The sequence below is a fragment of the Candidatus Latescibacter sp. IFSED24 genome (assembly GCF_058273205.1).
On record NZ_CM177850.1, the window covers coordinates 2,661,816 to 2,687,810 of the forward strand.

The following is a 25,995-nucleotide window of genomic DNA, read 5'->3' on the forward strand; positions in this document are numbered from 1 at the left end:
CGCTGCAGGGGATTGGTCCCCTTTCGCTCAGTTGCTCGTGGGACCTTCCACCGCCGGTGGGAGGTCCCGAGCATTTCGCGCCGGCAGGCTCGACCACGCGGTCCAGACGTCCTCCACCGACAGATTCTCCAGCCAGCCGAACTCGGGACCGCGCGGATCGTCGCGCCGCGCCGCGGCCCGTAGCGCCATCACCTGCGCCGAGGGCGGCTTCCACAGCGCCGGATCGGTGGGGCCGAAGAGCGCCACCGTTGGCGTCCCCACCGCGCCCGCCACGTGCATGACCCCGGTATCGTTGCAGAGGAAGCGTTCAGCCCGCTCGAGCAGGGCCGCGCCTGTGCCCACCGAGAGCGGCGGCGCCACGACCACGGGCGCCGCGTTGGCCGGGGCCGGCCCGGGCAAGGCCGCCCGCAGGGCCGCCAGCGCCTCCTGATCGGCGGGACCGTGCAGCACCAGCACCGACTTGCCCGTCGCGGCCGCCCGCGCCGCCACGGCGGCGAAGCGGTCGGCCGGCCAGAGGTTCTGGCGCTTGCCCGCGCCGGGATGGATCGCCCAGAACGGCCCCGGCGGCAAGAGCCGCGCCACGAGCGCCGCCGCCTCCTCGCGCTGGGCCGGCGAGGGGATCACCACAGTGTCGGTCCGCCCGGTGTCGATGCCCACGGCGCGCAGCGGGGCCAGGCTGTGCTCCACGGCGTGCTGGTCCACCTCGGGCCACGCCGGCAGCGCCAGGCTGTAGGCCCGGGCGATCCGCGAACCGAACGGCTCGCTGTCGCCCCCGATCACCCAGCGCGCCGGGGACCAGAGCGCGAGGAAGGCGCTGGTGGCCGAGAACGACACGCTGTTCAGGACGATGGCCAGCTCGGCGCCGTAGGCCTGGATCTCGCCCAGGAACGCGCGCAACGCCCGCGGCCGGCGCCACAGCCGCTGTTCGAAGAGGAAGAGGCGCCGCAGGTGGGGATTGTGCGCCACCACCTGCTGGTTGACCGGCGCGGTGACCAGCGCGACCTCCGCGTCGGGCCAGGTCTCGGCGATGGCGCGGAAGCCGGGCGTGGCGCAGACCATGTCGCCCATCTGGTTGTGCTGGCGCACGATGAGGATGCGGCGCGGCCGCAGGGCGCGCAGCTCGGCGGGAGTGAGCGCCGGCCGTTGCCAGTGCCGGGCCAGTCGGCCCGTGAAGGCCCGCTTCCAGCGCTTGTAGAGATCAGCCATCTCCGCCTCAAGTCCAGGTGGTCCGTGGTCGAACATGGAGTCAGTTCGCCTGTCTTCCCTCGTCCCCCGGTGAAAGCCAGACCATGCGTCGCCTGCGCCAAATCGTGATCGTGCTGTCCTGGCTCGCGCTGGTCGCCCTGTCCGGCTACGAGCTCGTCCAGAAGTCGCCGGCCAGCCCGCTGGGGCCGTTGCCGGGGTACGAGATCGCCCGGCGCGCCGACCGCAAGGTCCGCTGGCGCCCGGCCACGGGCATCGCACCGGTGGACAGGCTCCTGCACGAGAGCCAGGAGGCCTGCCTGTACTACCGGGGACTGGCCACGGGCAGCCTCGGTCAGTAGCCCTGCACTTCCCGCCGACGATCCTCCAGATCGCCCAGGATGTCCAGATACGCCTGGTGGCGCCAGCCGGGAAGATCGCCCCGCGCCACCGCGCGCTTGACCCCGCAGTCCGGTTCCTCGCGGTGCAGGCACGTGCGGAAACGGCAGGCACGCGTGGGCTCGGCGAAGTCGGGAAAGCAGTCGCGCAGTTCCTCGGGGGGCAGATCCCAGGGGTCGAAACCGCGCAGGCCGGGCGAGTCGGCGATGAAGCCGCCACCGCGCAGCGGATACAGCTCGGTGTGGGTGGTGGTGTGTCGGCCCAGGCCGGTCTTGCCGGTGACCTCGCCGGTGCGCAGGCTCAGGCCCGGCTGGATCACGTTCAGGAGGCTGCTCTTGCCCACCCCCGAGGCGCCGAGGAAGATGGAGATGCGGTCGCGCAGCAGATCCTCGAGGCGTGGCAGGCCCTCGCCCGACACCACGGAGGTCCGCACCACCTCGATCTCGAGGCTCGCGTAGTAGTCCCAGCGGGGATCGGCGGCCACCCGCGGGTCCAGGTCGACCTTGTTGAGGCAGAGCACCGAGGGCACCCCGTACCCCGCGGCGCCCACCAGGAGACGGTCGACCAGGCTACCCTGCGGCGCGGGCTCGGCCACCGACTGCACCGCCACGACCTGGTCCAGATTGGCCATGAGCACCTGCTCGATATGGCCGCCGGAACGACGGGCGGCCCGGCGCGAGATCCGGGTCCGGCGCGGCAGCACCTCCTCCACCACCGCGGCGGGCTCGGCGTCCTCCGACTCCAGCGGCAACGGCTGGATCCGCACCCGGTCCCCCGCCACCACCACGCTCTGGGCCTTTTGGCGCCCCTGCTTCAGCCGACCGCGCAGGCGGCAGAGGTAGACCTCGCCGGCCGCCGCCACCCGGCAGGTTCCGGCGCCCGCGCGGATGACCACTCCGTCCCGGATCTCGCTCGCGGTCGTGTCCTCTGCCAAGCTGGTCCTCCCGGAATCCGGACATCAATCGTTCTTGCCCACGTCAAGGGTTTTGCCTAGGTTAGCCCTGCGAAGGTTTAATACAGATTGACCGCGATCTCAAGGTGGTGCAACAACCATGGACATTGCCGAGGTCCTCCAGCATACCTCGCCCGATCTCTTCCTCCCCACTCTTTCCGCCACCGACAAGGCCGGCGTCCTGGCCGAACTGGTCACCAAGCTGGTCGAGGGCAGTCCCGCCATCACCAAGCAGGACGCCGTGCTGCAGATGCTCGAGAGCCGTGAGGCCCTGGGCAGCACCGCGGTCGGTCCCGGCGTCGCCTTCCCCCACGGCCGGACCCTGGCCGTGCAGAAGCTCACCGTCCTGATCGCGCGCTCGCAGGCGGGCGTGGACTTCGATTCGGTGGACGGCGAGCCCACGCAACTCTTCTTCGTGCTGATCGCGCCGCCCCAGGACAGCGGGCACAAGTACATCAAGTCGCTGGCCGTGCTCACCGACAAGTTGCAGGACGGCGCGCTGCGCGAGAAACTCCTGGCGGCCGACGGCTACGAGAGCTTCTGCGCCGCGTTCGAGGAGGAGTAGCATGCATCCCGAACTGCAGAAACTGGTCCTCTTGCAGGACATCGAGGCCAACATCCGCGAGGCCGAGGAACAGGGCCAGGAGCTCAAGGACATGGGCTTCAACCTCGACGGCCTGGCCAAGCTCAAGGAGCGGGCCGAGGAGATGGCCAAGGACATCGAGATCCGCAACCTCAACTACTACCGCCGCCTGACCAAGCGCTTCGGCCACGCCGTGGTGCCGGTGGTCGACAACCTCTGCACCGGCTGCTTCGCCAACATCCCGGCGAGCTTCGTCTCGGTGACCAACGAGAACAAGCTGCAGAAGTGCGAGTCTTGCGGGCGGATCCTCTACTGGCCCTAGAGGGGGCCGGCCGCACCGCCGTCCGTGGAGCGCGAGGGCTGCCTTTGGCAGCCCTCGCTTGCGTTCGGCTCGCTGCGCTCGCCTCTCGACATCCACGATCGGCGGTGCGGCCGGCCTGGCGGTTCGTCAGCGGAAAAGGGCCTTCACGGCGGTCCAGTTCCGCGCCTCTACCGTCACCGTGCCGGGAGCCAGGCCGGTGATGTCGAGGAGGTAGTCGTACTCGTTGTCGGGCCAGCTGCTCGGTTGCGAGAAGTCCTGCGAGCCGAACCAGAGCCAGACCAGGCTGCCGGGCTCGCCGGCGACCTGGGCGGCGGTCTCCTGGCACTGGTAGACCGTCCAGGTGGTGAGGATGTCGACCTCGGCGCAGTCCTGAGGTCCCAGCTCGAAGAAGTACGACGGGGACTCGCAGAGGATCGTCACCTCGATGACGCCGCCGGGGCCGATCTCGGCCACGAACCAGTCGGTGTCGCGTGTTTCGCCATCGAATTCGTACCAGCCGCCGCGGCCGGCGAAGAGCAGCGCTCCGCCCGCGTCGCCGACGAGCGACTGGAACGGCGCGCCGAACTCGGGGGAGTTGCAGCCGCCGTTGAAGGCGTCCTGGTAGCCGTCTTGCAGCGGCGGTTCGCCCTCCGGGACCGCCGCCGCGGGCACGTCGATGTCGCAGACCTCGTACTCTGATACCTCGAGCAGGTAGTCACCGAAGTCGTTGCCGTACCCGTCGATGACGATGTAGTAGGTGGAGCCAGCCTGTAGCGCGACCTGCTCGATGCACGACGTGTACTGGCCGCAGACCTCGTCGTTGTAGTAGTCGTCGTTGCAGGCCAGCATGTTCAGGTCGGGGTCGTAGACGTAGGTCTGGGTGTCGTAGAGCGACCCGCAGAGATCCACCCTGACAACGATGTCGACCTCGGGCGTGTACGCGTACACCACGTCCGGCGCGAACATGGGCCCGTAGGGACACTGTTCGCCGTAGTCGTGGGTGTAGCCGGCGGTGGTACCGGCGGTGGCGTAGGGCAGCCCCGGGATCGGGGTGGCGTCGAGGATGGTGTCGCCGCCCTGGCGCAGGACCGCCGGATCGACGGGCTGCGGCGTGACGGTGGCGGCCGGCTTGTCGGGCCGCCTCGCGCCCAGATCGCCGGCCAGCGCCGGCGCGCACAGGGCGAGCATCAGGATCGAGACGATGGCGATACGCATGGCTTTCCCTCCAAAGGAATCGCGACCCATGCCAGTGTACCATATTCCCCGCCCCGCGTATCCTCATTGTCCCGGCATCAGCAACGGTACCAGCCAGACCAGCAGAGCGAGCACCACCACCGTCAGGGGCGTGCCCACGCGGAGGTAGTCGACCACCCGGTAACCGCCCGGACCCATGACGATCAGGTTGGCCTTGTGGCTGAAGGGGGTCATGAAGGCCGCCGATGCGGCGAGGCTGACGCACATCATGGCCGCGTGAGCGCTCAAGCCCAGCTCGCCGGCCGACTGCAAGACGACCGGCGCCATGAGCACCACCGCCGGGGCCCCGTCCAGGCACTGGCTGAGCAGACTCGACAGCGTGCTGAGCCCGGCCATGGCGACGTGGGGCCCCAGCGGTCCGGCCAGGGCGACCACCCAGTCGGCGATCACCCCGGCTGCGCCGGTGCGTTCCATCGCCAGGCCCACGGGCAGGATGGCGGCCACCAGGAACACCGCCTTCCACTCCACCGCGCGGTAGGCCTCCTCCATGGTGATGGCGCCGAAGAGCACCACGAAGGTGGCCGCGGCGAAGGCCGCCACGTGGACGGGCTGGAAGCCGCTCACCACCAGGCCGATCATCAGCAGCAGGCCCAGCAAGGCGACCGGCGCCTTCCGCGTGCGGCGCTCCTGCTGCGCCGAGGAGGTGAGCACCACGAAATCCGGGTTGGCGCCGAGCAGGCGGATCTGGCGCCATGAACCCTGCACGAGGAAGGCGTCGCCGAGGCGGAGCTCCTGCCGCGCCAGGTTGCCGTGCAGCGACCGCCCGCGCCGCCAGATCGTCAGGACCTGTAGTCCGTAGGTCGCGCGGAACTCGATCTCCGCCAGGGTCTTGCCGATCACGCGCGAGCGGGGCGACAGCGTGGCCTCCACCACGCCGACCTCATCGGACTCGATGCCGGCGCCGGTGATGTCCTGCTGGAGCTGGACGTCCCCGAGGCCGAGCAACCGGCGCACGCGCTCGACCTCGCCGGCCACCAGGAGCTGATCGCCGACGTGGATCCGCTGCCGCGGGATGTCGGACAGGATCATCTCCTCGCCGCGGATGATGCCCGCGACAGTCAGCCCCACGAGGGCGCCGATGTGGCGATCGCGGACCGTCGCCCCCACCAGGCCCGAGCCGGCCGGAACGCGGAGCTGGAACATGGTGTCGCGGAGGTCTCGAACGAGGTCGGGACCGACGTCCTCACGCTCCAGGCCCTCCGGAGGGGTCCAGGACTCGCGATCGTCGCGCGGGACCAGGCCCACGATCAGGTCGCCGCCGCGGAGCGTCTGGGCGGCCAGGTCTCCTTCGAGCAACGCACCGTCCCGGCGGATGCCGACGACGATCGCCCGGAAGAGCTGCTGGAACTCGAGGTCGCGCAGGGTGTGGCCGACCAGAGGCGACGCGCCGACCACGCGCGCGGCGACCAGCCCGCGGCCGCCGCGCCCGGGCATCAGCATGTCCTGCGTGAGGTCGCCGATCTCCACGCCCTGGACGAGCGACAGGTTTCGCACCCGCTCGTACTGGCCGTCGACGATGAGTCGGTCGTCGCCCTCGATGACCGTATCGGAACTCGGCGCCAGGTGGGTTCGGCCATGGCGCTCGATGCCCACGACCTGCACGTCGAGCGCACTGCCGAAGCGCGTCTCGCCCAGGGTCGAGCCCACCATCGTGGAGTCTCGAGGAATACGGATCGAGAACAGCGACTCGCGAAGATCGTAGATGCCCGCGAGCTCCTCGCCGCCGAGCTCGTCCTTCGCCTCCAGGTGCCTGGTCGGCATGAGCCAGCGTCCGAGCGTGATCATGTAGAGGATGCCGACGGCCAGCAGGATCGATCCCAGCGGCGTGAAGTCGAAGAGCGAGAAGGGCTCGAGACCGCGCTCGCGGAGCAGGTCGCCCGCCAGGATGTTCGGCGGCGTGCCCACCATGGTGGTGGTGCCGCCGAGGATCGCTCCGAAGGCCAGCGGCATGAACAGGCGAGTCGGCGGTGCACCCGTCTTGCGGGCGATGCTCGCCACGGCGGGCAGCAGCACGGCCACCGCCGCGATGTTGTTCATGAACGCGGAGAGGACGCCCGCGACCAGCATGATGGCGACGATCAGCGGGATCTCGCGGTTGCCGATGAGGCGATGCACCCGGCCGCCGATCAGGTCGGCCACCCCGGTGTGCAGGAGAGCGGCGCTGAGGAAGAAGACCGAGAGCATGGTGATCACCGCCGGCGAGGCAAAGCCCGTGAAGGCCTCCGCGGGGGAAACGAATCCGCCCAGGACCAGGGCGAGCAGGCCGAGGAAGGCGGTGATCTCGATGGGCAGCTTCTCGGTCAAGAAGAGCACCGCCATGGCGGAGAGAAGTCCGAAGAGAAGGCCGATCTCCAGGGTCATGGTCGGGTACTCTCGCCAGGGGCAAGTCGGGGAACGCCAGGACGCGACGCGGCGGCTCGCGATTCAGGTATATCGCCGCGGCGTCGCCGCTGTCAACGTGGCTTGTGCCTCCGAGTCCGGGTCTCAAAGACCCGCCCCGCATCTCCTCCACACCCGCGCCGCGGTCCGGGACGTCTCGTGCCGGGGATGTCGAGAGGCGAGCCCCGCGAGCCGAACGCAAGGGAGGGCCGCCACGCAGTGGCGACCCTCCCGCTCCCCGGCACGAGACGTCCCGGACCTAATCGTGGAACACCCCCGTGGCCGCCAGCACGTTGGCCACCTCCTCCTTCACCCGCTCCTTCTCGCCGCCGTCGTCCTTGACCCCGAGGTCCGAGCCGGCCCACTTCTCCTGCGGGAACGGCCCCAGCGCCTCGAGCTCGTCCCAGTCGGCGCCGCCGGTCTCCTTCTGGAAGACCAGCTCGCTCTCCTGGACGTCGACGGTGATCAGGTCGCCCTTGCGGATCTGGTCGCTGCAGATCAGGTGGCTGATGCGCGTGACCACTTCCTTCTCCACCAGGCGCTTCAGCGGGCGCGCGCCGTACTGGACGTCGGTGCCCTCCTCCACCAGCCAGGCCTTGGCCTTGGGCGTGACCTCGAGCAGGAAGGGCTCCGAGCAGCGCAGGCTGCGGTGGTGGATCTGGGTGAGCAGGATGTCGAGGATCTCGTAGAGGTGGGCGTCCTTCAGGGTGTGGAAGGTGACGATGTCGTCGAAGCGGTTGAGGAACTCGTAGGGGAAGACCTTCTTGGCCTCGCGCATGGCGGCGTCCTCGAGGTCGCGGTCCAGACGCTCGGCGGTGGTGCCGGTGTCGAAGCCGATGTTGCCCTGCGAGAGGTGCATGCCCATGGCCTCGCTGCCCACGTTGGTGGTCAGGATGATGATCGACTGGCGGAAGTCCACTTCCTCGTTGTTGCCCAGGACCACGGTGCCGTCCTCGAGCACGCCCAGGAGCAGGTTCCAGAGCTTGGGATGCGCCTTCTCGATCTCGTCGAAGAGGATGATCGAGAGATTGCGCTCGCTCTCGGGGGGGAACATCCGCGCCAGCTTGCTGCCCGGCTCGGTGATCAGACCGGTCTGGTTCTCCACGGCCTTGCGGTGGTGGCGGTCGATGTTCTCCTGCGCCAGCAGCGGGCGGATCTCGCCGCCCACGTAGCCCGGCGGCGAGCCCAGCAGCTTGGAGATGTTGTAGTGCGCCGAGTACTCCTGGCAGTTGATGCGGGTGAACGCCCGGCGGTTGCCGAAGATCGACTCGGCCAGCGCGCGCACCGTCTCGGTCTTGCCCACGCCGGTGGGTCCCATGAACATCATGGTCAGCAGCGGACTCTCGGGATCGTGGATGCCCGCGATGAGCCGACTGAAGCTGTCGGTCACCTTGTGGATGGCGGTGGGCTGGCCCACGACCATCTTGGCCATCCGGGTGGAGAAACGGGAGAGCTGTTCGTTCTGCTTGCCGAGCGTGAGGGTCTTCACGGTGTGCCACCTCGCGGTCCTGCGACGCCTGGGACGTCCATGTCCGGGTCGAGCAGCGGCCGGGATGGTCCCGGTCCGGCCTTGTCTCGTACGATGGGGATCGACCGCATGCGGGTCGGCTTGAGCAGGAGTTTGCCGTCGGTGGACAGGGGTCAAGATGAAGCCAGATATAAATTTAGAATTTTTTCCAGGTCCGTCTTTTTCTTCACTTCTCGTCAGCGCCCACGGCCACCTCGAATAAGGTTTTGCCGTAGTCCAGATCGTGGTCCAGGATATGATTCTGCCACCAGTAGCCGAGGAACTTGCGGAACTGGGCGGTGACCCGCCGGTCGGCCTCCAGTTCCTTGCGGAAAGCTGCCAGCTTGCGCTCGAGCTGGCGGTGCAGGGCGCGGTGTCGGGGCAGATCGGCGTAGCCGGCCTCGGCGAGGAGGCCTTCCTCGTAGGAGAAGTGCCAGCGGGTGTAATCCTCGAAATCGGCCATCATGAGACCCAGTTCGCGCCATCCCCGGCCCTTGGCCGCGGCCGCGTCGAAACGGTTGTACATCTCCAGGAGCTGCTGGTGCTGCTCGTCGAGCTTCTCGTGACCGACGCTCCAGGTGGACGTCCAGGCAATGGCAGGCATGCGTTCCTCCGGTGGCTGGGGACCGCTCCCATCAAGCCAAGAACGTGCCGGAATCGTCTACTGCGCCACGAAAACGGCGCCACCTGGGTGGCGCCGTGGTCTTCGCAGCAGTCGTGGAGCCGGGCTCAGGGCAGGTATTCCACCTGCAGGTACGGCGCCTGCGGCTGTCCCTGGACCTCCACCCAGCGATCGTCCACCCGCGGGCGGACCGGGCTGAACTGCTCGAAATACCACTCCAGCGCCTCGGAGGTGCGCACCTGGGTGGGCATCACCGCCTCGGCGGGGATGGTGGTCAGGAAGTCGAGCCCGCTGTTGCCCTCGAGCAGGAAGTTGGTGCAGACCACCTTGTAGATCCGTTCGGGCGACCAGGGTTCGCCGCCGACCTCGAGGGTGACCACGCGGTCCCAGTCGGGGCGGGTGGTGTCGTAGGCCATCCGCACGCCCGAGACGCAGAGGCCGCCGCTGGTCCCGCGCACCTTGCGCTCGATGATCCGGCGCAGCATGCGGCCATCCATCTCCACCAGCACCAGCTCGTTGCCGAAGGGCAGCACGCTGAAGACGTCGCCGGCAGTGATGGGGCCGGCGGGCAGGTCGGCGCGCAGGCCGCCCAGGTTCTGGAACGAGAAATCGGCGTCGAAACGCAGGCGCATGGCGTCGGTGACCAGGTTGCCCATGAGGCTGGCGCCGGCCGAGCCGCGGGTCAGCGCCACCGCGGCCTGCCCCACCATCCGCGCCATCTCGCGCTCGGTCCGCTCCTGGTGCGGCCGGATCACCGCGGTGGTCTCCTCGTCGGGCCAGAGCTCGTCCTCGAAGAGGGTGACGATGGTACCCTGGTCGTGGCTGGGCTCGTAGCCCACCAGTTGCTTGGTCTGGCGGTCGATCAGCAGGATGGCGTGACCGAGGCTGGAGCCGTTGCCGAAGGTCTCGAAGCAGATGGTGTGGTTCACCGGATCGATCCAGGGTTCCTGGTAGCCGCGATGGGTGTGCCCGCCAACGGCGAGGTCGATGCCCGGGACCTCGTTCATGAGTTCCATGAGGTTAGGCACGCCGGCACCCGAGTAGTTGGCGGCGTGGTAGCCCTCCTGCTCGCCCTCGGCCTCGGTCTGCTCGGCGCCCGCGATGCGCTGCCAGCCCTCCTTGGGGTCGAAGGGCAGTCCCTCGTGGATCCCGAGGAAGATGATGTCGGCGCCCTGGGCCCGCAGCTCGTCGCGGTACCTGGCGATGACCGGCGCCATGGGCAGGAATTCGAGGCCCTCGATGTTCTCGGGGAAGCTCATGTGGGCGGTGCCCGGTGTGATGATGCCGATGACGCCGATCTTCACGCCGGCGCGCTCGATCATCAGAGTCGGCACGCACCAGTCCACCACCTCGCCGGTCTCCGTGTCGATCAGGTTGGCGGCCACCCAGGGGAAGTTCGACTGTTGCGCGCGGGCCTCGGCCACCCAGTGGCCGAAGTCGAAGTCGTGGTTGCCGGGCACGGCGAAGTCGTAGCCGATGGCGTTGAAGTACTCGATCACCGCCTCGCCCTCGGTCTTGTTGCCGATGGGCGTACCCTGGAACATGTCCCCCACGTCCACGAGCAGGACCTCTTCGCCCGCGGCGGCCGCCTCGGCGCGCACGCGCTTGATGTAGCCCGCGGCGCTGGGCGCGCCGCCCAGAGGCGGCGGGAACTCGGGGTTCATGAAGCGCGCGGGCTCGGGCGCGATGTGGCCGTGCAGGTCGTTGGTCCACATCAGGTGGATCCGCAGCAGGCCGTCGTCGGCCAGGCCGGGACCGGCGGCCAGCAGCACGCCCAGGATCAGGCCCAGGCCCAGGCCCAGGCAGGTTCGCAGGTGTCGCATGTCCAAATCTCCTTGCGGCTCGCTAGAATTCTCGCGACCAGCTCACACCCACACGCACCCGACGATCATCCACGCGAGCCTCGTCCTCCGCCACGTAACCCTCGGGGTAGCCGAAGATGTGCGGTTCGTAGCTCTGCAGCTTGTTCATCTCCACCGAGAGCGAGAATTCGCCCTCGAGCACCGGGAAGCCGCCGCCGGCGGACCAGACCGAGTTGCCGCCGAGGTCGTCGGCGTAGCTGTCGTAACGCCGGAAGCCGAAGCGCAGGTCCATCTGGTTGTAGAACGTGTGCTCCAGGCCGATCCGCACGTCGACCACTTCCTCGAGCCGGAGCTCGCCATCCTGGCCCAGGCGGCTGTCCTCGAGCTTGGCCCAGTCCGAGTACACCACGTCCACGGTGAACGCGGTGCGCGGGTCGCTGCGCGGGTAGAACGCACCGCCGAAGCGCCAGTACGCGGGGTAGCGCAGGGTCTCCAGCTCGCTGGCCTCGGTGCGCACGGTGTCGCCGGCGGCGAAGCTGCTGGTCTCGAAATCGCCCTCCACCTCGAGGCGCGTCTCGTAGGCCACGCCCAGGGTGACCCGGTCCGACACCCGCGCCTGCGCGCCGAAAGTGGCGTTGAAGCCGCCGAGCGACCAGGCGGTGCGGTCGTCGTAGCTCTGGTCGCCGTCGGCGAGGTGCCGGTCACGCACACGCCAGGTCTCCTTGCGCTCGCCGAAGGCGGTATGGATGGAGACGCCCAGAGCGTAGCGCTCGGCCAGCTCGGTGGCGAGACCCAGGCTCAGGGTGCGCAGCGTGCCGGTGACCTCGTAGAGGCGTTCCTCGAGGATCCGGTCGCGCGGATCGCTGAACGGGCTCGGGTCGCGCAGCTCCTCCTCGAAACGATAGGCGAAGGGGTAGCGGTCGGCCAGCGACAGGCCGAAGCAGAGCGGGATGGGCTCGCTCTCGAGCCGTCCGGCCATGGCGAAACCGGTGTTCCACCAGGTGTTCTGGTTGCTGGCGATGGCCATGTCGACCACCCGGTTGTCGAAGCTGTCGAAGACCGGCATGAAGCGGTCTTCCTCGTGGTGGCTGGCGTTCAGGCCGAGGTCGTAGCGGAAATGCTCGACCCGGGCCAGGCCGGCCGGATTGAGGATGGTGGACATGCCGCCGCGGAAGCCGGCGGCCCCGGTGGCGCCCAGGGCGTTGATCTCGGCCTGGTACCAGGGGCTCTGGCCACCGTAGGTGGACTCGATCTGCGGCACCGCATCGGCGGAAGTGGTGATCGCGCCCAGGACCAGCAGCGCCGCCAGGATGGCGGTCACGGTTCGCCGGTCGTTCTTGGTCACTCGCGTGGTCATCGCTCTCTTCTCCTCGCAGGCGGAGCCGTCAGAAGCTGTAGTCGATCTGCATGCGGATGAACAGGTCGTCCGCGGGCGCGTAGGTCACGTCGGGCGTGGGATCGGACGCGTCGCCGTACTCGCGCACGTCGACGTAGGTCCGGGGCATCTTGTGGTCCTTGGTCACCTTGAGCTGGAAGAGCATGCGCTCGGAGATGCGGCTCTCCACCTTGACCCAGTTGCGGAAGCCCTCGTCGTCGAGGAGCACGAACTCGTTGCCCTCGAAATTCCAGAAGAAGCCGTCGTAGACCGACGAGGCCAGGGTCAGCTTGAGCCACGGCGTCACGTTGTGCTCGTAGCGCGCCTCGAAGGCGTAGGCCGGGCTGGCGGCGGTGCCCACGGCGCTCTGGTCGTCACCGTCAGTGTCGACATCGCCGGGCTCGGCCGGGTAGGCCAGGCGCTGCCGCGCCGGGAAGTTCACGTTGCTGGTCATGTAGGTCAGCATCAGCCGGTTGTAGTTGGACAGCAGCGCGATCATCTGCAGCCGGTTCTCCCAGCTGCGGAACGTGCGCACGTCCTCGTAGTTCTGCCCGGTACGGCTCGAGACCCGCGACCGCAGGCGGAAGCGCAGGTTGAACTTGGGCTGGTACTCGAGCTTGACCGTGTAGCGGTCCAGATCGGCGCCGTCGGCCTTGCGCTCCCACTGGTCGAACTGCAGGCCGTTGATGATGAACTGGCGGCTGATGCGGTAGCGCATCTCCAGGAACAGGCCCTTCTCGCCCTTGGGCTGGGGATTGTCCGTGGAGAGGAAGCTGTAGAGGTCGTCCTCGAGGCGGTAGGGGCTGTCGAGGATGGTCTGCTCGTACTTGCTGTCGTTGCTGAACGAGCGCATGTACGGGTTGTCGAAGCCGATGTCGTAGTCGCGGTAGATCCCCAGCAGGTGCAGGTTGTCCCACTGGGCGAAGGTGTTGACGATCCAGGCGTCGTGGTTCTGGCCCGAGAGGAAGCCCGCGCGCGGGTCCTGCAGCCAGGCGTACTCGCCCTGGACCGAGACGTTGCCCACCACGGTCTGGGCCTCGAGACCGTAGATGTGGCGGAACTTGTACTCGGTGCGCGTGCCGGCCACGGTGTCGGCGTAGACGCTGGTGTAGCCCGCGGCGATCTCGCTGTCGCGCGCCTCCCAGTACTGCGAGCCGTCGCCGCCGTCGATGAGGGTCTGCGGCCGGCTGTCGAACGCGCGGTCGTAGTTCATCAAAAGCGCGGTGGCGCCGACGTAGGTGCCCGGCGCGAGCATGAACTTGGCGTTGCCGCCGTAGAGGTTCTCACGGAAGGCGTTGCGTTTGAGCCCGGTGGGCGTACCCGACGCGGTCAGGTGCTCGTCGAGGAGCGCCTGCTCGGGGCGCGGCCGCATGATGACGTAGCGGTTCACCGAGCCGTCGGGATTGAGGATGGCGTCGCGTTCGTCGCTCGAGGCGAACAGCGCGAGCTGCATGGGCCCCAGCCGGCCCTCGACCGCGCCGCCGGTGAGCGCGTACTCGTGGCTGCGCGAGAGGTCGCTGCGGATGCCCAGCGGCCGCTTGTTCCAGCCGTAGCCGGTCTTGCGGAAGTGGATGAAGTCGGTGTTGTCCATGATCAGGCCCGACCCGAACGCCGCGCGGTAGTTGCCCACCACCGCGCGCTTGAGCCGGAACGGGCCCAGGTCCTTGTTGCGGACCTCGGCGAACAGCTTGCTGGTCTCGTCCCAGTCCTGTTCGCCCAGGCCGCGATAGGTGCGGTAGCCCGCGCGGAAGCCGAGAGGCAGGTCGGCCTTGAGCTTGTGCGACATGGCCGGGTTCAGGAGCTGGACGTTGTTGGAGAGCCAGTCGTAGCGGTTCTCGCTGGTGGTCAGCGACGAACCGAGCTCGTCGTCGCCGTCGTAGTAGGGCGTGTCGTAGTACCGTACCTGGTAGTCCACCCGCACCTTGTCGTCCGGACCCAGTTCGGTGGGGGCGTAGACCACGAAGTCGCGCAGATTGCGGTAGGCGTAGTAGCGCACGCCCTCGCTGCGGCGCAGCTGCCGGCCGTTGGTGTAGCCGCCCAGGCGCTCGCGCGCCTTGATGATGTTGGTGGCGTCCACCGGCGAGACGTTCTGGAAGCTCATCAGGTCGAAGAGGTCGAGCTCGTTGATGTCGGCCGGTTCCTGCAGGAGGTCGAGGTACTCGTCGACCAGGCCCTCGTTGGAGCCTTCCTGGCTGAGATAGTTGCGGACCTGGCGGTAGCTGGCGGTCATGCGCTGGACCGCCTGGTCGACCTCCGGCGGCGGCAGCACCGCCACCAGCGGCTTGAGCGTGGCCAGGATCTGCGGCGTGACGCCGGGGACCTCGCGGAGGTCGAACAGATCGCTGAAGAACCGCACGTAGGTGCGGTACTCGAAGATCTCGTCGGCCACCTCGGCGGGGATGGGCAGCGCGAGGATCTCCTCGTGGCTGGCGGTGTTCAGATCGAGCTTGCCCTGGGCCAGGGCCGACCGGGACTCGGCGGCGAACGCCGGGGGCGCCACCGGTCCGGCGCAGCCGAGCAGCAGCAGGCCCAGCAGGAGGGCCGGCACCGCGGGGCCGCTGGGTTGGCGCGTCATCCTCACTTCGCCTCACCACCCCAGGCCGCGGTCACGCCGAACTGGTGCGTGCTCTCGAGCACGCCGCCACCGGTGGAGAAGCCGTAGTTCAGGGCGTAGCCGCCGATGTTGTAGCCGAAGCCGGCGGTGATCTTGCTGGGTTCTGACATGATGCCGCCGCGCAGGTGGAAGCCGGTGACGACTTCGAGCTCGAGGCCGCCGCGCCACTGGACCTTCTCGCCGTGGACGTTCTCCAGCTCGAAGGTGGTCACCACGCCGGCGTAGGGCTCGTAGGCCACGGCGCCGTGGAGGCGGCGGACCAGCTCCTCCTCGTCCTTGCCGATCTTGGGCGCGTTCCAGTTGTGGACGTAGACACCGATGCGGGTGCGGTCGTGGACGGTGGCCAGCAGGCCCAGGTCCAGACCCACGGCGGTGTCGCTGCCGGGATCGATGCCGCCGACGGTCTCGCCGAACTCGAGCCGGAACACGTTCAGGCCGTAGCCGAACGCCACCGACGAGTGCAGGTCGCGGTAGAGGTCGAGACCGTGCGCGACAGTGAACGTGGTCTCCTTCTGGAGGTCGATCTTCTCGTACTCGACCCGGTACTGGCGCAGGCCGAAGCTCAACGCGCCGGACCGGCCGGGAAGATTGAACGCCGCGCCGAGGTAGTACAGCTTGTTGAACGAGAGCTGGTAGGGCTTCTCGTAGCTGAGGCCCAGCGCCGCGTCGGCCGTCATGGTCGCCAGACCGGCGGGATTGAGGTAGCTGGCGTAGGGAGCGTCGGGCACCGCGGCGCCGGCATCGCCCATGGCCCGCGCCCGGGGGCTGAGCGTGATGTTCTCGAAGGCGGCCAGGGCGGGCTGGGTCAGCAGGCCGAGCGCCACCAGGACCAGGATCGTTGCAAGTTTCCGGTTCATGCTCGTCTCCCAGCTACTGTAGGCGCGTGGCCACCACCACGGGCGCGGTCTTGACGGTCTTCTCGCCGGTGGCCCGATCGACCACCTGCAGGTGCACCACGTACATGCCGGCGCGCACCCTCTCGAACGTGCTGTCACGACCGTCCCACGGACGCTCGGTCCAGACCCCGGGCACGGTGGAGGCGACGCCGTCGAAGCGGCTGTCGTAGACCGACTTCACCAGGCGGCCCTCCATGTCGATGATCCGGATCTTGGTCTCGGAATCGGTGCGGGTGGTGAAGCGGATGGGGAAGGTCTCCCGGTCGGGCAGGAAGGTCTTCGCCTCCACCTCGAGCGCCACCACGCCCTGCTCGCCCTCGACCACCTCGTAGAACTGGCCGGGCGTGGCGTCGGTCACCACGAAGCTCGCCGGGAAGTTCTCGCTGGTCTCGTCGTGGCCGTCGACGCCGTTGCCGAGGCCGTCGTGGTTCTCGGCGTCCTCCTCGGTGTTCTGGCGCGAATAGCTCTGCGTGCCGCTGGTGGCCTCGTAGTGCGGCATCTGGTCGGCCACCGCCAGCTCGGGCCCGTAGACCGAACCGCCGCTGGTCACCCCGTTCTTGCTGAAGCGGGTGCTCTCGTAATCGCCGGTGACGTCCCAGTGGAAGACGTCGACGTCGGTGACCAGATTGCTCTCGCCGTCCCACCAGTAGAGGACCACGATCTCGCCGTTGTTGCTCAGGCCCGGCGGGTTGCCGTAGGGCTCCTGGACCGCGGCCAGGCTGCCCTCGAAGACCTCGACCAGTTCGGGAATCTCGTCCGGCTCCTCACCGTCCTCGAAGAGCTCGTAGTCGGGCTCGATGAAGTACTCGGCGTAGAAGTTGTCGCTACCCGACAGCGCCACGGTGATGGTCTGGCCCGCGGCGATCACCGCGCCGGGGGGGAACTGGCCGTGGAAGTCGTCGTAGGCGCCGCCGCCGATGGTCGTCTGCGAGGGCGAGCCCTCGGTGATCCGCCAGTAGTACTGGTTGCCGCTGGCGAAGATGGCGTCGGTGAGATAGTAGCGGTCGAGGGGAACCTCACGGTCGAGCGGATTGTGGATCTCGATGAACTCGGCGCCACGCGGCCGCACCTCGGTGATCAGCAGGTGGGCGGCCAGATCCTCGGGATCGGGCGCGGCGCTCACCGTGAAGGTGATCACGCCGCCGTCGCTGGGATAGATGGCGTCATCGCCCTCGATGTCCACCACCGTCAGGTGCCAGGTCACCACCGTGCCCTCGTCCTGCGCCGGGATCACTGCGTCCCAGGTGTCGTCGTCGTTGTCGACCGCGGCCAGTTCGATCTCGGTGCCGCCGTCGAGGGTGTAGCCCACGGTCACCGAGGCCAGCGGATCGCCCGAGGTGATGGTGGCGCGGATGGTGATGTCGCGGTCGGCATAGGTGGGGCTGGTGTAGACGCCCAAGATCTGCGGGCCCTCGACAGCGGGTCGCGCCGGGTCGTAGGGTGCCGTGGCGAAGGTGTTGGAGAAGTCCTCGCCCACCTCGTCGCGGCCGCCGATGCCGTTGCCCGGCGAACCCGGCTGGGCGCCCTCGCTGGGGTCGGTGCGGTGGAAGGAGTTGCCGTAGGCGATGGCGGGCAGGAACGGGTCCTGATCGAGGACCGCGGTCTCGTCCTGGTACGTGGAGCCGCCCACGGTGACGTTGGTCTTGCTGAAGCGCCAGCGCTCGTCGTCGCCCCAGAAGAAGATGTCGATGTCGGTGACCAGGTCGGTGAGTCCGTCCCAGTAGTAGAGGATGAGGCTCTCCGAGCCGTTGCTCAGGCCGGGGGTCGACCCCGCGCCGACGATGCTGTTGTCGCCATCGGGGTCGCCGAAGACCGGGCGCATGTCGGGCACGCTGTCGGGCTCGGGGCCGTCCTCGAATAGCTCGAGGTGCGGCAGGAAGCCGAAAGCGCCGTAGAACGCGTCCGAACCCGTCACCGAGATGGTGATGGTGTCGCCGGCGGCCAGGACGAAGCCGTCGGGGAAGCGGGCGTGGAAGTCGCCGTAGGCACCGCCGCCGATAGTGTCGCCGGCGGGATTGCCCTCGGCGATGCGCCAGTAGTACTGTGCGCCGTCGGCGTAGATGGCGTCGGTGATGTAGAAGTCGCTCAGGTCGGCGTCGAGCAGGCCGGGGTTGGCGATCTCGATGAACTCCTCGGGGGTGCCGATCACCGACACCTCGCTCAGGAGCAGCTTGATGGGGCCGCCGGGCGTGCCGCCCGACGACACGGTGAACGACCGCGGCAGCGCGGCGCCCTCCACCGGCCAGGTGGCCTCGCCGCCACCGGCGCCCTCGGTCACCAGGAACCAGTCGACCACGGTGCCGGCCGGCTGGCCGGGAACCTGGGCGGTAAAGCGGTCATCGCCGGCGGCCGCTCCGGCCAGGTCCTGCCACGCGCCGCCGTCGAGGCGGTAGCGGAAGGTCACGCTGGACACCGCGTCGAAGGCCACCACCTCGGCCTGCAGCGTCACCGGAGCATCCTCCACCGCGCCGCCGCTGGCGGCGGACAGCACGATGGGCGCCGCGGGGAAGTAGCTCGCGGGGGGCGCCGCGGGGTCCTGGCTCGCCAGGTCCTGCCAGCTCGTGGCCAGATCCTCGCCGGTCTCGTCGTGACCGGTCAGGCCGTTGCCGCCGGACTGGGGCTCGCCGGTCTCCACGGCGTTCACCCGCTGCAACGAGTGCGTGAAGGTGGGCGCACCGCCGGCGCTGGTCTGGGCGCCCACGGCGGTGTCGGGCAGGTAGGTGCCGCTGCCCACGGTGACCTCGGTCTTGTCGACGCGGACGCGGGTGTCGGTGCCGTAGATCAGATAGTCGAGGTCCGCCACCAGGTCGCTGGCGCCGTCCCACTGGTAGAGAACGATGCTGTCGAACGTCGTGCTCAGCGCCGGCGTGTTGGCCTCGCCCGAACCCAGGCCGGCGCCGATGCTGCCGGTGAACACCTCGACCATCTCGGGCACCTGGTCGGGCACCGCACCGTCCTCGAACCACTCGAGGTCGGGCAGATACCCATAGGCCTCGGCGAACTCGTCGCTGCCGGCGATGCTGATCACGAGGGTGTCCCCCGCCGCCAGGCTCATCCCCGCCGGGAACCGCCCGTGCACGTTGCCCGACGTGCCGCCTCCCGCGTCCACGCCCGTGGTCACGTTCCAGTAGAGGCGCCCGAGCTGGATGTCGTGTGCGGTGGAGAGGTGGACCTGCGTGAGGTCCACGGCGCCCGCGGTGGGGTTGACGACCTCGATGAAGGGGCTGCCGAAGTTCGATACGGGATTGCGGGTCTGGACCACCACCTCGCTCAGCAGCAGGTGGGCGTCCTGGGCCAGGCCGGTGGCTGCCGAGAGCAGCAGCAGCGCCAGCAGGAGCGGCCGACCCGGATCCCGTGGCACGGATCTCCGGTGACGAAGCATGGGAATCTCCCTGGTAATCTTGGCGTCCTGGGGCAACGGGCCCTGATCACCGGCGGCGGTCCCTTGCGGAACGACTGAACCGGATCATGGGGGTTGAACACAATAGGGCATCCGGGGCGGGAAAATCAAGGAGGCGGTTTCCGATCGAATCAGCCCTGATTCTGGGCGTCGATCCCCGCGAGCACCGCCGCCATGCCGGCAGGCGAATCGGCGGCGCGCAGGCGGTCCAGCAGGCCGCCGCGCACAGCACGGGCCAGGCGGGCCATGACCTGCAGCATCTGCCGGGTGCTGGCCGGGGGCGCCGCCAGCAGCACCGCCACGTCCACCAGGTGCTCGTCGCCATCGCCGCTATGCGCCGGGAACGGACGGACGAGAGTGGTCACGGCCAGGCAGACCCGATTCGCGGCCTCGCTGCGCGCGTGCGGCAGGACCAGGCCCTCGGGCAAGGCGGTGCCGCCCTCGGCTTCGCGGCGCAGGACATCGCCGGCCAGCACGGCCGCATCGCGCACCGAACCCCAGCTCGCGAGCTCGGCAGCGAGGCGCGCGACCACGCTGTCGAGGTCGGGCAAATCCTGGCGCGGCAGAAGCGCCGCTCGTGTAGTATAGTCCAGCAACTTCATGGCCAGGTAGGTTAGAGGCCCGCGGCCGACATGTCCAGCACCGCCCGGAGAACGATGTCCATGATCCGCGACCCGTTCGCGCCCCTGTTGCGCAATCAACGCCTCCAGGACCACTTGCTCCGCCTGGGCCGCACCCTCGGCCGGCCCCTGCGCCCCTCGCGCCTGGCGCCGCGCCGGGAAGGCCCTCCCAACCTGGTGCTCGTGGGCGTCGACACCTGGCGCCGCGACCACCTGGGCGGCGGTTTGACCCCGCACCTGGACGCGCTGGCCGGCGGCGGGGTCGACTTCGCCGACGTCACCGCGCCGGCTCCCTGGACCCTGCCCTCGTTCGCCGGCGCGCTCACCGGGCTGATGCCCTCGCGCCACGGCGCCCAGCTCACCGGCGCGGTGCGCAACATGGACACCCAGCCGCCACAACGCCTCGCCGCGGGCACGGTCACCCTGGCGCGCCACCTCGCCGGCCGCGGCTACGCCACCGCCGCGCTCTACGCCAACCAGTTCTTCGCCTTCGGGCTGGCCGAGAGCTTCGGCGAGCACCGTTATCGGAACCTGCCCGCCGCGGCGATCCTGGCCGAGGCCGCCGAGTGGATCCGCCGCCACGCCGACCGTCCGTTCTGCCTCTTCGTCCTGCTCAACGACCCCCACGAGCCGACCACGCCGGCCGACGCGTTCCTCCGCCCCCAGCTCGACGCCCTCGACCTCGCCCCGCCGTCGAGAGAGGAACTGCGCCAGCTGGCTTCCTGGGGCGACCCGCACCGCCCCGAGGCCCACCTGGGCCGCTGCGGCTGGCCGCTGCCGGCGGCGGCCGAGCGCGTGCGCCGGCTCAAGCGCGCGGTCTACCGCGCCACCATCGCCCAGGTCGACCAGGCCCTCGGCCGCTTCGTGGCGCGCCTCGACCGCTGGGGCCTCTGCGGCAACACGCTGGTGACGGTGTTCAGCGATCACGGCGAGGAGTTCTGCGACCACGCCGCCGAGGCCCACGCCTGGGACCACGACCCGCGTCGCGTGCGCGGCATCGGCCACGGCCACACCCAGTTCCAGGAGCTGCTGCACGTCCCCTGGCTCAGCTGGGGCGCCGGCGTGCCCGCGCTGGACAGGGTGACCGTCCCGGTCTCGCTCCTGGACCTCGCCCCCACGCTGGCCGAGTGGCTCGGCGTGGGCCCCTTCCACCTGCCCGCCGACCTGGCCCCGGGCCTGGCGGGCCGCGCGCTTGCCGGCGACGCTCTCCAGGACGAGCGCGTCCTGCTCGCCGAGGCGCTGGCCTTCGGGCCCGACGTGGTGGCGGTACGGCAGGGGGACTGGAAGCTCATCGCCCACCGCGACGGCCAGACGCTGGGCTTCTACGACCTCGCCACCGACCCCCGCGAGCGCAACGACCTGCAGCACGCGCAGCCGCCACGGCTGCAGGGTCTGCACGATGTCCTGGCGCGCTGGCGGGACGCGGCCCCGGCCCGCGCCGACGCCGACGAACAGGCTGGTGGCTGGTCGGACCTCGACGACGAGGTCCGCCAGCGCCTCAAGGATCTGGGATACGGCGAGTAACCCGGGCTAGCGGCGGAGGAACGCCTCGGCGTCGAGCCCCTCCAACCCCTCCCAGCCTTCCTCCTCCAGCGCCACCAGCGCGTGGCAGGTCTCGCAATCCTGCTCGATGACCTCGCCGGCCGCGGTCTCCAGCTCGCCGTTGTGGCAGCGGAAACAGCCACCCTCGCCGAACTCCCCGTCCGTGTCGAAATGCGAGAGGTTGCTCGGGTAGGTCCCCCAGCCGATGTTCATCTGCGGCCAGACGTTGCGCTCGAGGATCCGGGTCAGCGTCGCCGTCGTGGGCTCGAGCGACGCCTCCAGCGCGGGCAGGTCGTCGGGGTGCTCCTCGGTGTAGATGGTGCGCAACGCGGCGGCGATCCGGACGGCGGTGTCGGCGTCGGGCTGGACCTCGCGCAGGACGCGCTCGCTCTCGCGGCGCAGCCAGGGCACGGCGGGGTCGAGGGCGCCCACGGCCATGGCCAGGTCCACCGCCCGGTGGGGCAGCTGGTAGATGTGGGTGGGGCGGTTGTGGCAGTCGAGGCAGTCCATGACGCGCCAGGTGCCCGCGGCGGTGTCGGCGTCGGCGCCGTCGAGGAGGTAGCGGACCTCGCCGTCGGGCGTGGACTGCACCACCTCCACGATCTGCTGCCGCTCGCGGTCGAGATGGCGGTAGCGGAGCTTGTTCTGCGGGTCGACGTGCCAGTGGATGCCCGTGGCCGCCTTGCCCGCCGTGGGGATCTCCGGCCCGCCCACGTGCAGCACCAGGGCGGTGGTGCGCGCGGTGTTCTCGCGATTGCTGTCGTAGCGCGGGTGGGCGATGAGGCGCGAGCCGTGGAAGCGCTCGGGCCAGTGGCAGACCTCGCAGGTCTCGCGCGCCGGACGCAGGTTCTCCACCGGGGTGGGGATGGGCCGGTGGAAGTCGTCGGTGAGCACGGCGTAGACCTGGCGGATGCCCGAGAGCTTGGCGCGCACGAACCACGACGCTCCCGGCCCGATGTGGCAGTCGACGCACTTGACGTTGGCGTGGGGCGAACTGGCGTGCGCCGTGGCCTCGGGCGCCATGACCTCGTGGCAGACGTAGGAGCAGAACTGGTTGCTGTCGGTGTAGTGGTAGGCCTCGTAGCTGAACAGGCCCACCCCGATGAGCACCACGAACGTGGCCACCGCCACCACCAGCGCCTTGCGCAGCAGCTCGCCGCCGCCCAGTTCCATGGCGGTGTGGCGGCGGCCCTCCTTCTTCTCGCGCGACCGCCGCACCAGGTTGCCCACCACGAGCAGCACCACGCCCAGCAGCAGGAAGGCCGGTAGCACCATGAAGCCGATGAGGTCGACGTAGGGGTTGGACTCGTGGCCGGCAAGGGAGTTGTAGAGGTAGAGCAGGAAGAGCAGCGCGAGGAAGAACACCGCCACCAGGACGAGCATGCTGCCGGCGGCGGCGAGCCAGTTGTCCCAGAAGACCGGCAGACGGTGGGTGAACCAGGCCTTGAAGCGCTCGGTGAATGGTACCCTGACCCCGTCTTGCTCCGCCATGACCTCGACCTCCGGATCCAGGAATCAATGCCGACTCATCCGGGAGGCTATCAGGTCGGCCGCGGCTCCACCAGGATTTTGAGCGGGCCCGGACCGCAGTCCGGGCCCACCACGACCCTCGTGACCGGAGTCAGACCGAGTGATCCACCGCGCGCTCCATGACCTCGCGCGCCAGATCGAGGAAGATCTGCCGCGACTCGGTCTTGGCGTCCTGGAGCATGAGCGGCCGGCCGGTGTCGCCACCCTCACGGATGCGGGGATCCATGGGGATCGCCGCCAGCAGCGGCAGGCCGAACTGCTCGGCCACCTGCTTGCCGCCGCCGGAACCGAAGATGTCGTAGCGCTCGCCGCAGCCGGGGCAGGCGAAGTAGCTCATGTTCTCCACCACGCCGAGCACCGGCACGTCCACCTGGCGGAACATCTGGACGCCGCGGCGCACGTCGGCCACCGCCACCTCCTGCGGGGTGGTCACCATGACCACGCCGGCCAGGGGCACCTGCTGCACCAGCGTGAGCTGGGCGTCGCCCGTGCCCGGAGGCATGTCGACCACGAGGTAGTCGAGGCTGTCCCAGAGCGCGTCCTTGAGGAACTGCTTGACCGCGCTGAAGACCATGGGGCCGCGCCAGATCACCGCCTGGTTGGGGTCGATCAGGAGGCCCATGCTCAGGACCTGCAGGCCGTGTGACTGGCCCGGGTAGATCTTGCGGTCCTCGGTGACCTCGGGCGGTTCCTGGACCCCGAGCATGGTGGGCAGCGAGGGGCCGTAGATGTCGGCGTCGAGCAGGCCCACGCGGTGGCCCTCCTCGGCCAGGGCCAGGGCCAGGTTCACCGCCACCGAGCTCTTGCCGACCCCGCCCTTGGCGCTGGCCACGGCGATGATGCGGTGCACCCCGTCGAGGGGCTCGCGGTCGGCCCAGGGGTCGGGCGACTGGCCGTGGGGGCCGGTGGGCGCCTTCTTCTTCGCCTGGCTCCCGGAGCGGTCGTCGATCTCCACCGACAGCGAGGTCACGCCTGGCAGCTGGCGCAGCACCTCGATGGCGGCCTGCTGGACCGCCGCGATGGTCTCTTCCTTCTCGGTGGTGCGGATGATCTCCACCAGGAGCTCGCCGTCGGCGAACTCCACCTTGCCCACCAGGTCGACCTTGACGATGTCGACCCGGGTGCCGGGCACCTTCACCTCGCGCAGGGCGGCGAGGACGTCATCACGAGTCAGGCTCACCTTCGTTGCCTCCGATTCGAGTCGTATTCTGAAACCGGTGCTTCAAAGGTGCACCGGACTTGCCAGCTTGGCAACCGTCGGCCAGAATAAGGGCGAAGCCCCGGTCATGCCCGTTCAACTGGACAGGGGGAAGGCTTGGACCAGCTCACCGCCGTGCTCATCGTCCGCAACGAGGCGGCGCGCCTGCCCGCGTGCCTGGCGAGCCTGCGTGGCGCCGTGGACCAGGTCGTGGTGCAGGACTCCGGCAGCGCCGACGGCACCGACGCGCTGCTGGCGCGGCTGGCGGCCGATCCCGGCCAGGACCCGCCGCTGCGCTGGACCCAGCGCCCCTTCGATGACTTCTCCAGCGCCCGTGCCGCCGCCCTCGAAATGATCGAGACCCCGTTCTTCCTCTGGATCGACGCCGACGAGCGGCTCTCCACGGCGCTGGCCGGCCGCCTGGCCACCATGCGCCAGACCGGCCGGCTGGGCGACCACGACCTCTGGCTGCTGAAGCGGCGGAACCTGGTGCTGGGCCACCGCATGCGCGCCCGTCACCTGCGCCGGCAGCGCGTGGCGCGCGTGGCCAGGCTGGGCACCGTGCGGATGTCGGGCGAACCGGTCCACGAGGGCCTGGTGCCCATCGATCCGGTCACCGTGGTGGGCCGGATCAAGGAACCGCTGTACCACGACGCGGTCACCGCCATCAGGCCCTACCTGCGCAAGATCGACCACTACACCACGCTGGAGACGCGCCGCGGGCGCAGCCGGTACGGCCTGCTCCAGCCGCTGCACCTGCTGGTCACCGGGCCGGCCACCTTCTGGCGCGAATACGCCTGGCGGGGCTGCTGGCGCGACGGCTGGGCCGGGCTGGTCTGGGCGGGGCTGACGGCCTGGTCGGCCACGCTGCGGTCGTGGAAGGTGCTGAGGCGGCGCCGGCGGCGCTAGCGCAGGCCCAGGCCGGAGATCAGCATGCCCACGATCCGATCGTGGTCGAAGGCCAGGGGCGGCAGGTCGTCCACCGCGAACCACTGGGCCCGGGCGGCATCGTCGCCGGCGGTGACCCGCGGCGGTTCGCCCACCAGCTCGGCGACGTAGACGATGGACACGGTGTGGCCGCGCGGGTCGCGGTCGGGCCGGCCGAAGGCGCGGAACTGGCGCAGCGGCACGCCCCGCAGCCCGGTCTCCTCCTCCAGCTCGCGCAGGACGGCCTGGTCGGGGTCCTCGCCGTACTCCACGAACCCTCCGGGCAAGGCCCACGACCCGGCGAAGGGGTCCTCGCCGCGCTCCACGAGCAGCACGTAATGACGCACCCCGCCGCCGGGTCGGGGCCGACGCACCAGCACGGCCCCGTCCACGGTGAGCGCGGGGTTCCGGAAGCAGGGGCGGATGGGGCCGTCGGCCACCAAGGCGCTACTCCACCTTGAAGGAGGCGAGAGCCTCGTCCTGGCTCTCGAAGGTGTCGAAGACCAGCTTCAGCTGGGTCACGTTGAGGATGTTGTCGATCCGCGGCGAGACCGTGCAGATCTTCATCACGCCGCCGTTCTTCTTCAGCGTGTGGAAGGCCGACACCAGGATGCCCAGGCCCGTGGAGTTGATCCAGGTGACCTTGGACATGTTCAGCAGGATGTCGACGAAACCCTCCTTGATGAGGGTCTTGATCTCGTTGTGGAATTTCTCGTAATCGGGGCCGCCCATGATCTTGCCCGACAGGTTCAGGATCATGATCTCGCCCTGGGGCGCCTTCTGGATGTTCATCGACCTCTCCCCAAGCAGCGTGACTGGGTGTGCCACGGCTCCGGCCGCGGCCTGGCATGTCTACTAGAAGAATGCCCGTGAAGCGGCCCGGAGGCAACCCCATGATTGTACCGCTGGACC

Annotated in this window: 21 protein-coding genes; 5 read left to right on the forward strand and 16 right to left on the reverse strand. The window is 69.4% G+C overall.

Annotated elements, in window-relative coordinates:
• Positions 1-27 precede the first annotated feature (27 nt).
• Positions 28-1,206: a glycosyltransferase family 9 protein gene (locus IFSED24_RS10690; RefSeq protein ID WP_491331454.1), complete on the reverse strand. Its 1,179-nt coding sequence runs from the start codon at positions 1,204-1,206 to the stop codon at positions 28-30.
• An 83-nt stretch (positions 1,207-1,289) separates the two neighbouring features.
• Here IFSED24_RS10690 and IFSED24_RS10695 point away from each other — a divergent pair, with 83 nt between their 5' ends.
• Entirely contained in the window at positions 1,290-1,544 is a 255-nt protein-coding gene (locus IFSED24_RS10695; protein WP_491331455.1) for a hypothetical protein, read from the forward strand.
• Here the strand turns inward: IFSED24_RS10695 and rsgA are convergent.
• Positions 1,538-2,515, reverse strand: a complete 978-nt coding sequence (gene rsgA, locus IFSED24_RS10700; protein ID WP_491331456.1) for a ribosome small subunit-dependent GTPase A — start codon at positions 2,513-2,515, stop codon at positions 1,538-1,540. The two genes, IFSED24_RS10695 and rsgA, sit on opposite strands and share 7 nt — an antisense overlap.
• A gap of 118 nt (positions 2,516-2,633) precedes the next feature.
• Between rsgA and IFSED24_RS10705 the strand changes: the two genes are divergently transcribed.
• Positions 2,634-3,098, forward strand: coding sequence for a PTS sugar transporter subunit IIA (locus IFSED24_RS10705; protein WP_491331457.1), 465 nt, complete (start codon positions 2,634-2,636; stop codon positions 3,096-3,098).
• Between the two features lies 1 nt (position 3,099).
• Complete coding sequence (locus IFSED24_RS10710) at positions 3,100-3,438, forward strand: hypothetical protein (RefSeq protein WP_491331458.1); 339 nt, start codon at positions 3,100-3,102, stop codon at positions 3,436-3,438.
• 126 nt (positions 3,439-3,564) lie between these two features.
• Here the strand turns inward: IFSED24_RS10710 and IFSED24_RS10715 are convergent, their stop codons facing one another.
• The 10 genes from IFSED24_RS10715 to IFSED24_RS10760 form a co-directional block, all read right to left on the reverse strand.
• Positions 3,565-4,632, reverse strand: coding sequence for a hypothetical protein (locus IFSED24_RS10715; RefSeq protein ID WP_491331459.1), 1,068 nt, complete (start codon positions 4,630-4,632; stop codon positions 3,565-3,567).
• Between the two features lie 63 nt (positions 4,633-4,695).
• A complete protein-coding gene (locus IFSED24_RS10720) occupies positions 4,696-7,032 on the reverse strand; it encodes an SLC13 family permease (RefSeq protein ID WP_491331460.1) in 2,337 nt (778 codons plus the stop codon).
• A gap of 277 nt (positions 7,033-7,309) precedes the next feature.
• Positions 7,310-8,539 carry an AAA family ATPase gene (locus IFSED24_RS10725; protein ID WP_491331461.1) on the reverse strand — a complete coding sequence of 410 codons (1,230 nt, stop codon included), beginning with the start codon at positions 8,537-8,539 and terminating at the stop codon, positions 7,310-7,312.
• 205 nt (positions 8,540-8,744) lie between these two features.
• On the reverse strand, positions 8,745-9,161 hold the full coding sequence (locus tag IFSED24_RS10730; protein ID WP_491331462.1) for a bacteriohemerythrin: 417 nt from the start codon (positions 9,159-9,161) through the stop codon (positions 8,745-8,747).
• A 125-nt stretch (positions 9,162-9,286) separates the two neighbouring features.
• A complete protein-coding gene (locus IFSED24_RS10735; RefSeq protein WP_491331463.1) occupies positions 9,287-11,002 on the reverse strand; it encodes a bifunctional metallophosphatase/5'-nucleotidase in 1,716 nt (571 codons plus the stop codon).
• Between the two features lie 22 nt (positions 11,003-11,024).
• A complete protein-coding gene (locus IFSED24_RS10740) occupies positions 11,025-12,338 on the reverse strand; it encodes an OmpP1/FadL family transporter (RefSeq protein WP_491331464.1) in 1,314 nt (437 codons plus the stop codon).
• A 28-nt stretch (positions 12,339-12,366) separates the two neighbouring features.
• Positions 12,367-14,931, reverse strand: coding sequence for a helix-hairpin-helix domain-containing protein (locus IFSED24_RS10745; protein ID WP_491331465.1), 2,565 nt, complete (start codon positions 14,929-14,931; stop codon positions 12,367-12,369).
• A 2-nt stretch (positions 14,932-14,933) separates the two neighbouring features.
• On the reverse strand, positions 14,934-15,827 hold the full coding sequence (locus IFSED24_RS10750; protein ID WP_491331466.1) for a PorV/PorQ family protein: 894 nt from the start codon (positions 15,825-15,827) through the stop codon (positions 14,934-14,936).
• A 13-nt stretch (positions 15,828-15,840) separates the two neighbouring features.
• Positions 15,841-19,227, reverse strand: a complete 3,387-nt coding sequence (locus tag IFSED24_RS10755) for a lamin tail domain-containing protein (protein ID WP_491331467.1) — start codon at positions 19,225-19,227, stop codon at positions 15,841-15,843.
• Positions 19,228-19,397: 170 nt separating this feature from the next.
• The gene (locus IFSED24_RS10760; protein WP_491331468.1) at positions 19,398-19,868 is read right to left on the reverse strand and encodes a PTS sugar transporter subunit IIA; all 471 of its coding nucleotides are present in this window, start codon (positions 19,866-19,868) and stop codon (positions 19,398-19,400) included.
• A gap of 60 nt (positions 19,869-19,928) precedes the next feature.
• On the opposite strand from IFSED24_RS10760, the gene IFSED24_RS10765 reads away from it, so the two are divergent.
• The gene (locus IFSED24_RS10765; RefSeq protein ID WP_491331469.1) at positions 19,929-21,410 is read left to right on the forward strand and encodes a sulfatase family protein; all 1,482 of its coding nucleotides are present in this window, start codon (positions 19,929-19,931) and stop codon (positions 21,408-21,410) included.
• 6 nt (positions 21,411-21,416) lie between these two features.
• Here the strand turns inward: IFSED24_RS10765 and IFSED24_RS10770 are convergent, their stop codons facing one another.
• On the reverse strand, positions 21,417-22,919 hold the full coding sequence (locus IFSED24_RS10770) for a cytochrome c3 family protein (protein WP_491331470.1): 1,503 nt from the start codon (positions 22,917-22,919) through the stop codon (positions 21,417-21,419).
• A 130-nt stretch (positions 22,920-23,049) separates the two neighbouring features.
• Positions 23,050-24,138: an Mrp/NBP35 family ATP-binding protein gene (locus IFSED24_RS10775; RefSeq protein WP_491331471.1), complete on the reverse strand. Its 1,089-nt coding sequence runs from the start codon at positions 24,136-24,138 to the stop codon at positions 23,050-23,052.
• 135 nt (positions 24,139-24,273) lie between these two features.
• On the opposite strand from IFSED24_RS10775, the gene IFSED24_RS10780 reads away from it, so the two are divergent.
• Positions 24,274-25,065 (forward strand): glycosyltransferase family 2 protein, encoded by a 792-nt coding sequence (locus tag IFSED24_RS10780; RefSeq protein WP_491331472.1) that lies wholly within the window; start codon positions 24,274-24,276, stop codon positions 25,063-25,065.
• Here the strand turns inward: IFSED24_RS10780 and IFSED24_RS10785 are convergent.
• Both IFSED24_RS10785 and IFSED24_RS10790 read right to left on the reverse strand, forming a co-directional pair.
• The gene (locus tag IFSED24_RS10785; protein ID WP_491331473.1) at positions 25,062-25,523 is read right to left on the reverse strand and encodes an NUDIX domain-containing protein; all 462 of its coding nucleotides are present in this window, start codon (positions 25,521-25,523) and stop codon (positions 25,062-25,064) included. The two genes, IFSED24_RS10780 and IFSED24_RS10785, sit on opposite strands and share 4 nt — an antisense overlap.
• A 7-nt stretch (positions 25,524-25,530) precedes the next feature.
• Entirely contained in the window at positions 25,531-25,875 is a 345-nt protein-coding gene (locus IFSED24_RS10790; protein WP_491331474.1) for an STAS domain-containing protein, read from the reverse strand.
• Between the last annotated feature and the right edge of the window lie 120 nt (positions 25,876-25,995).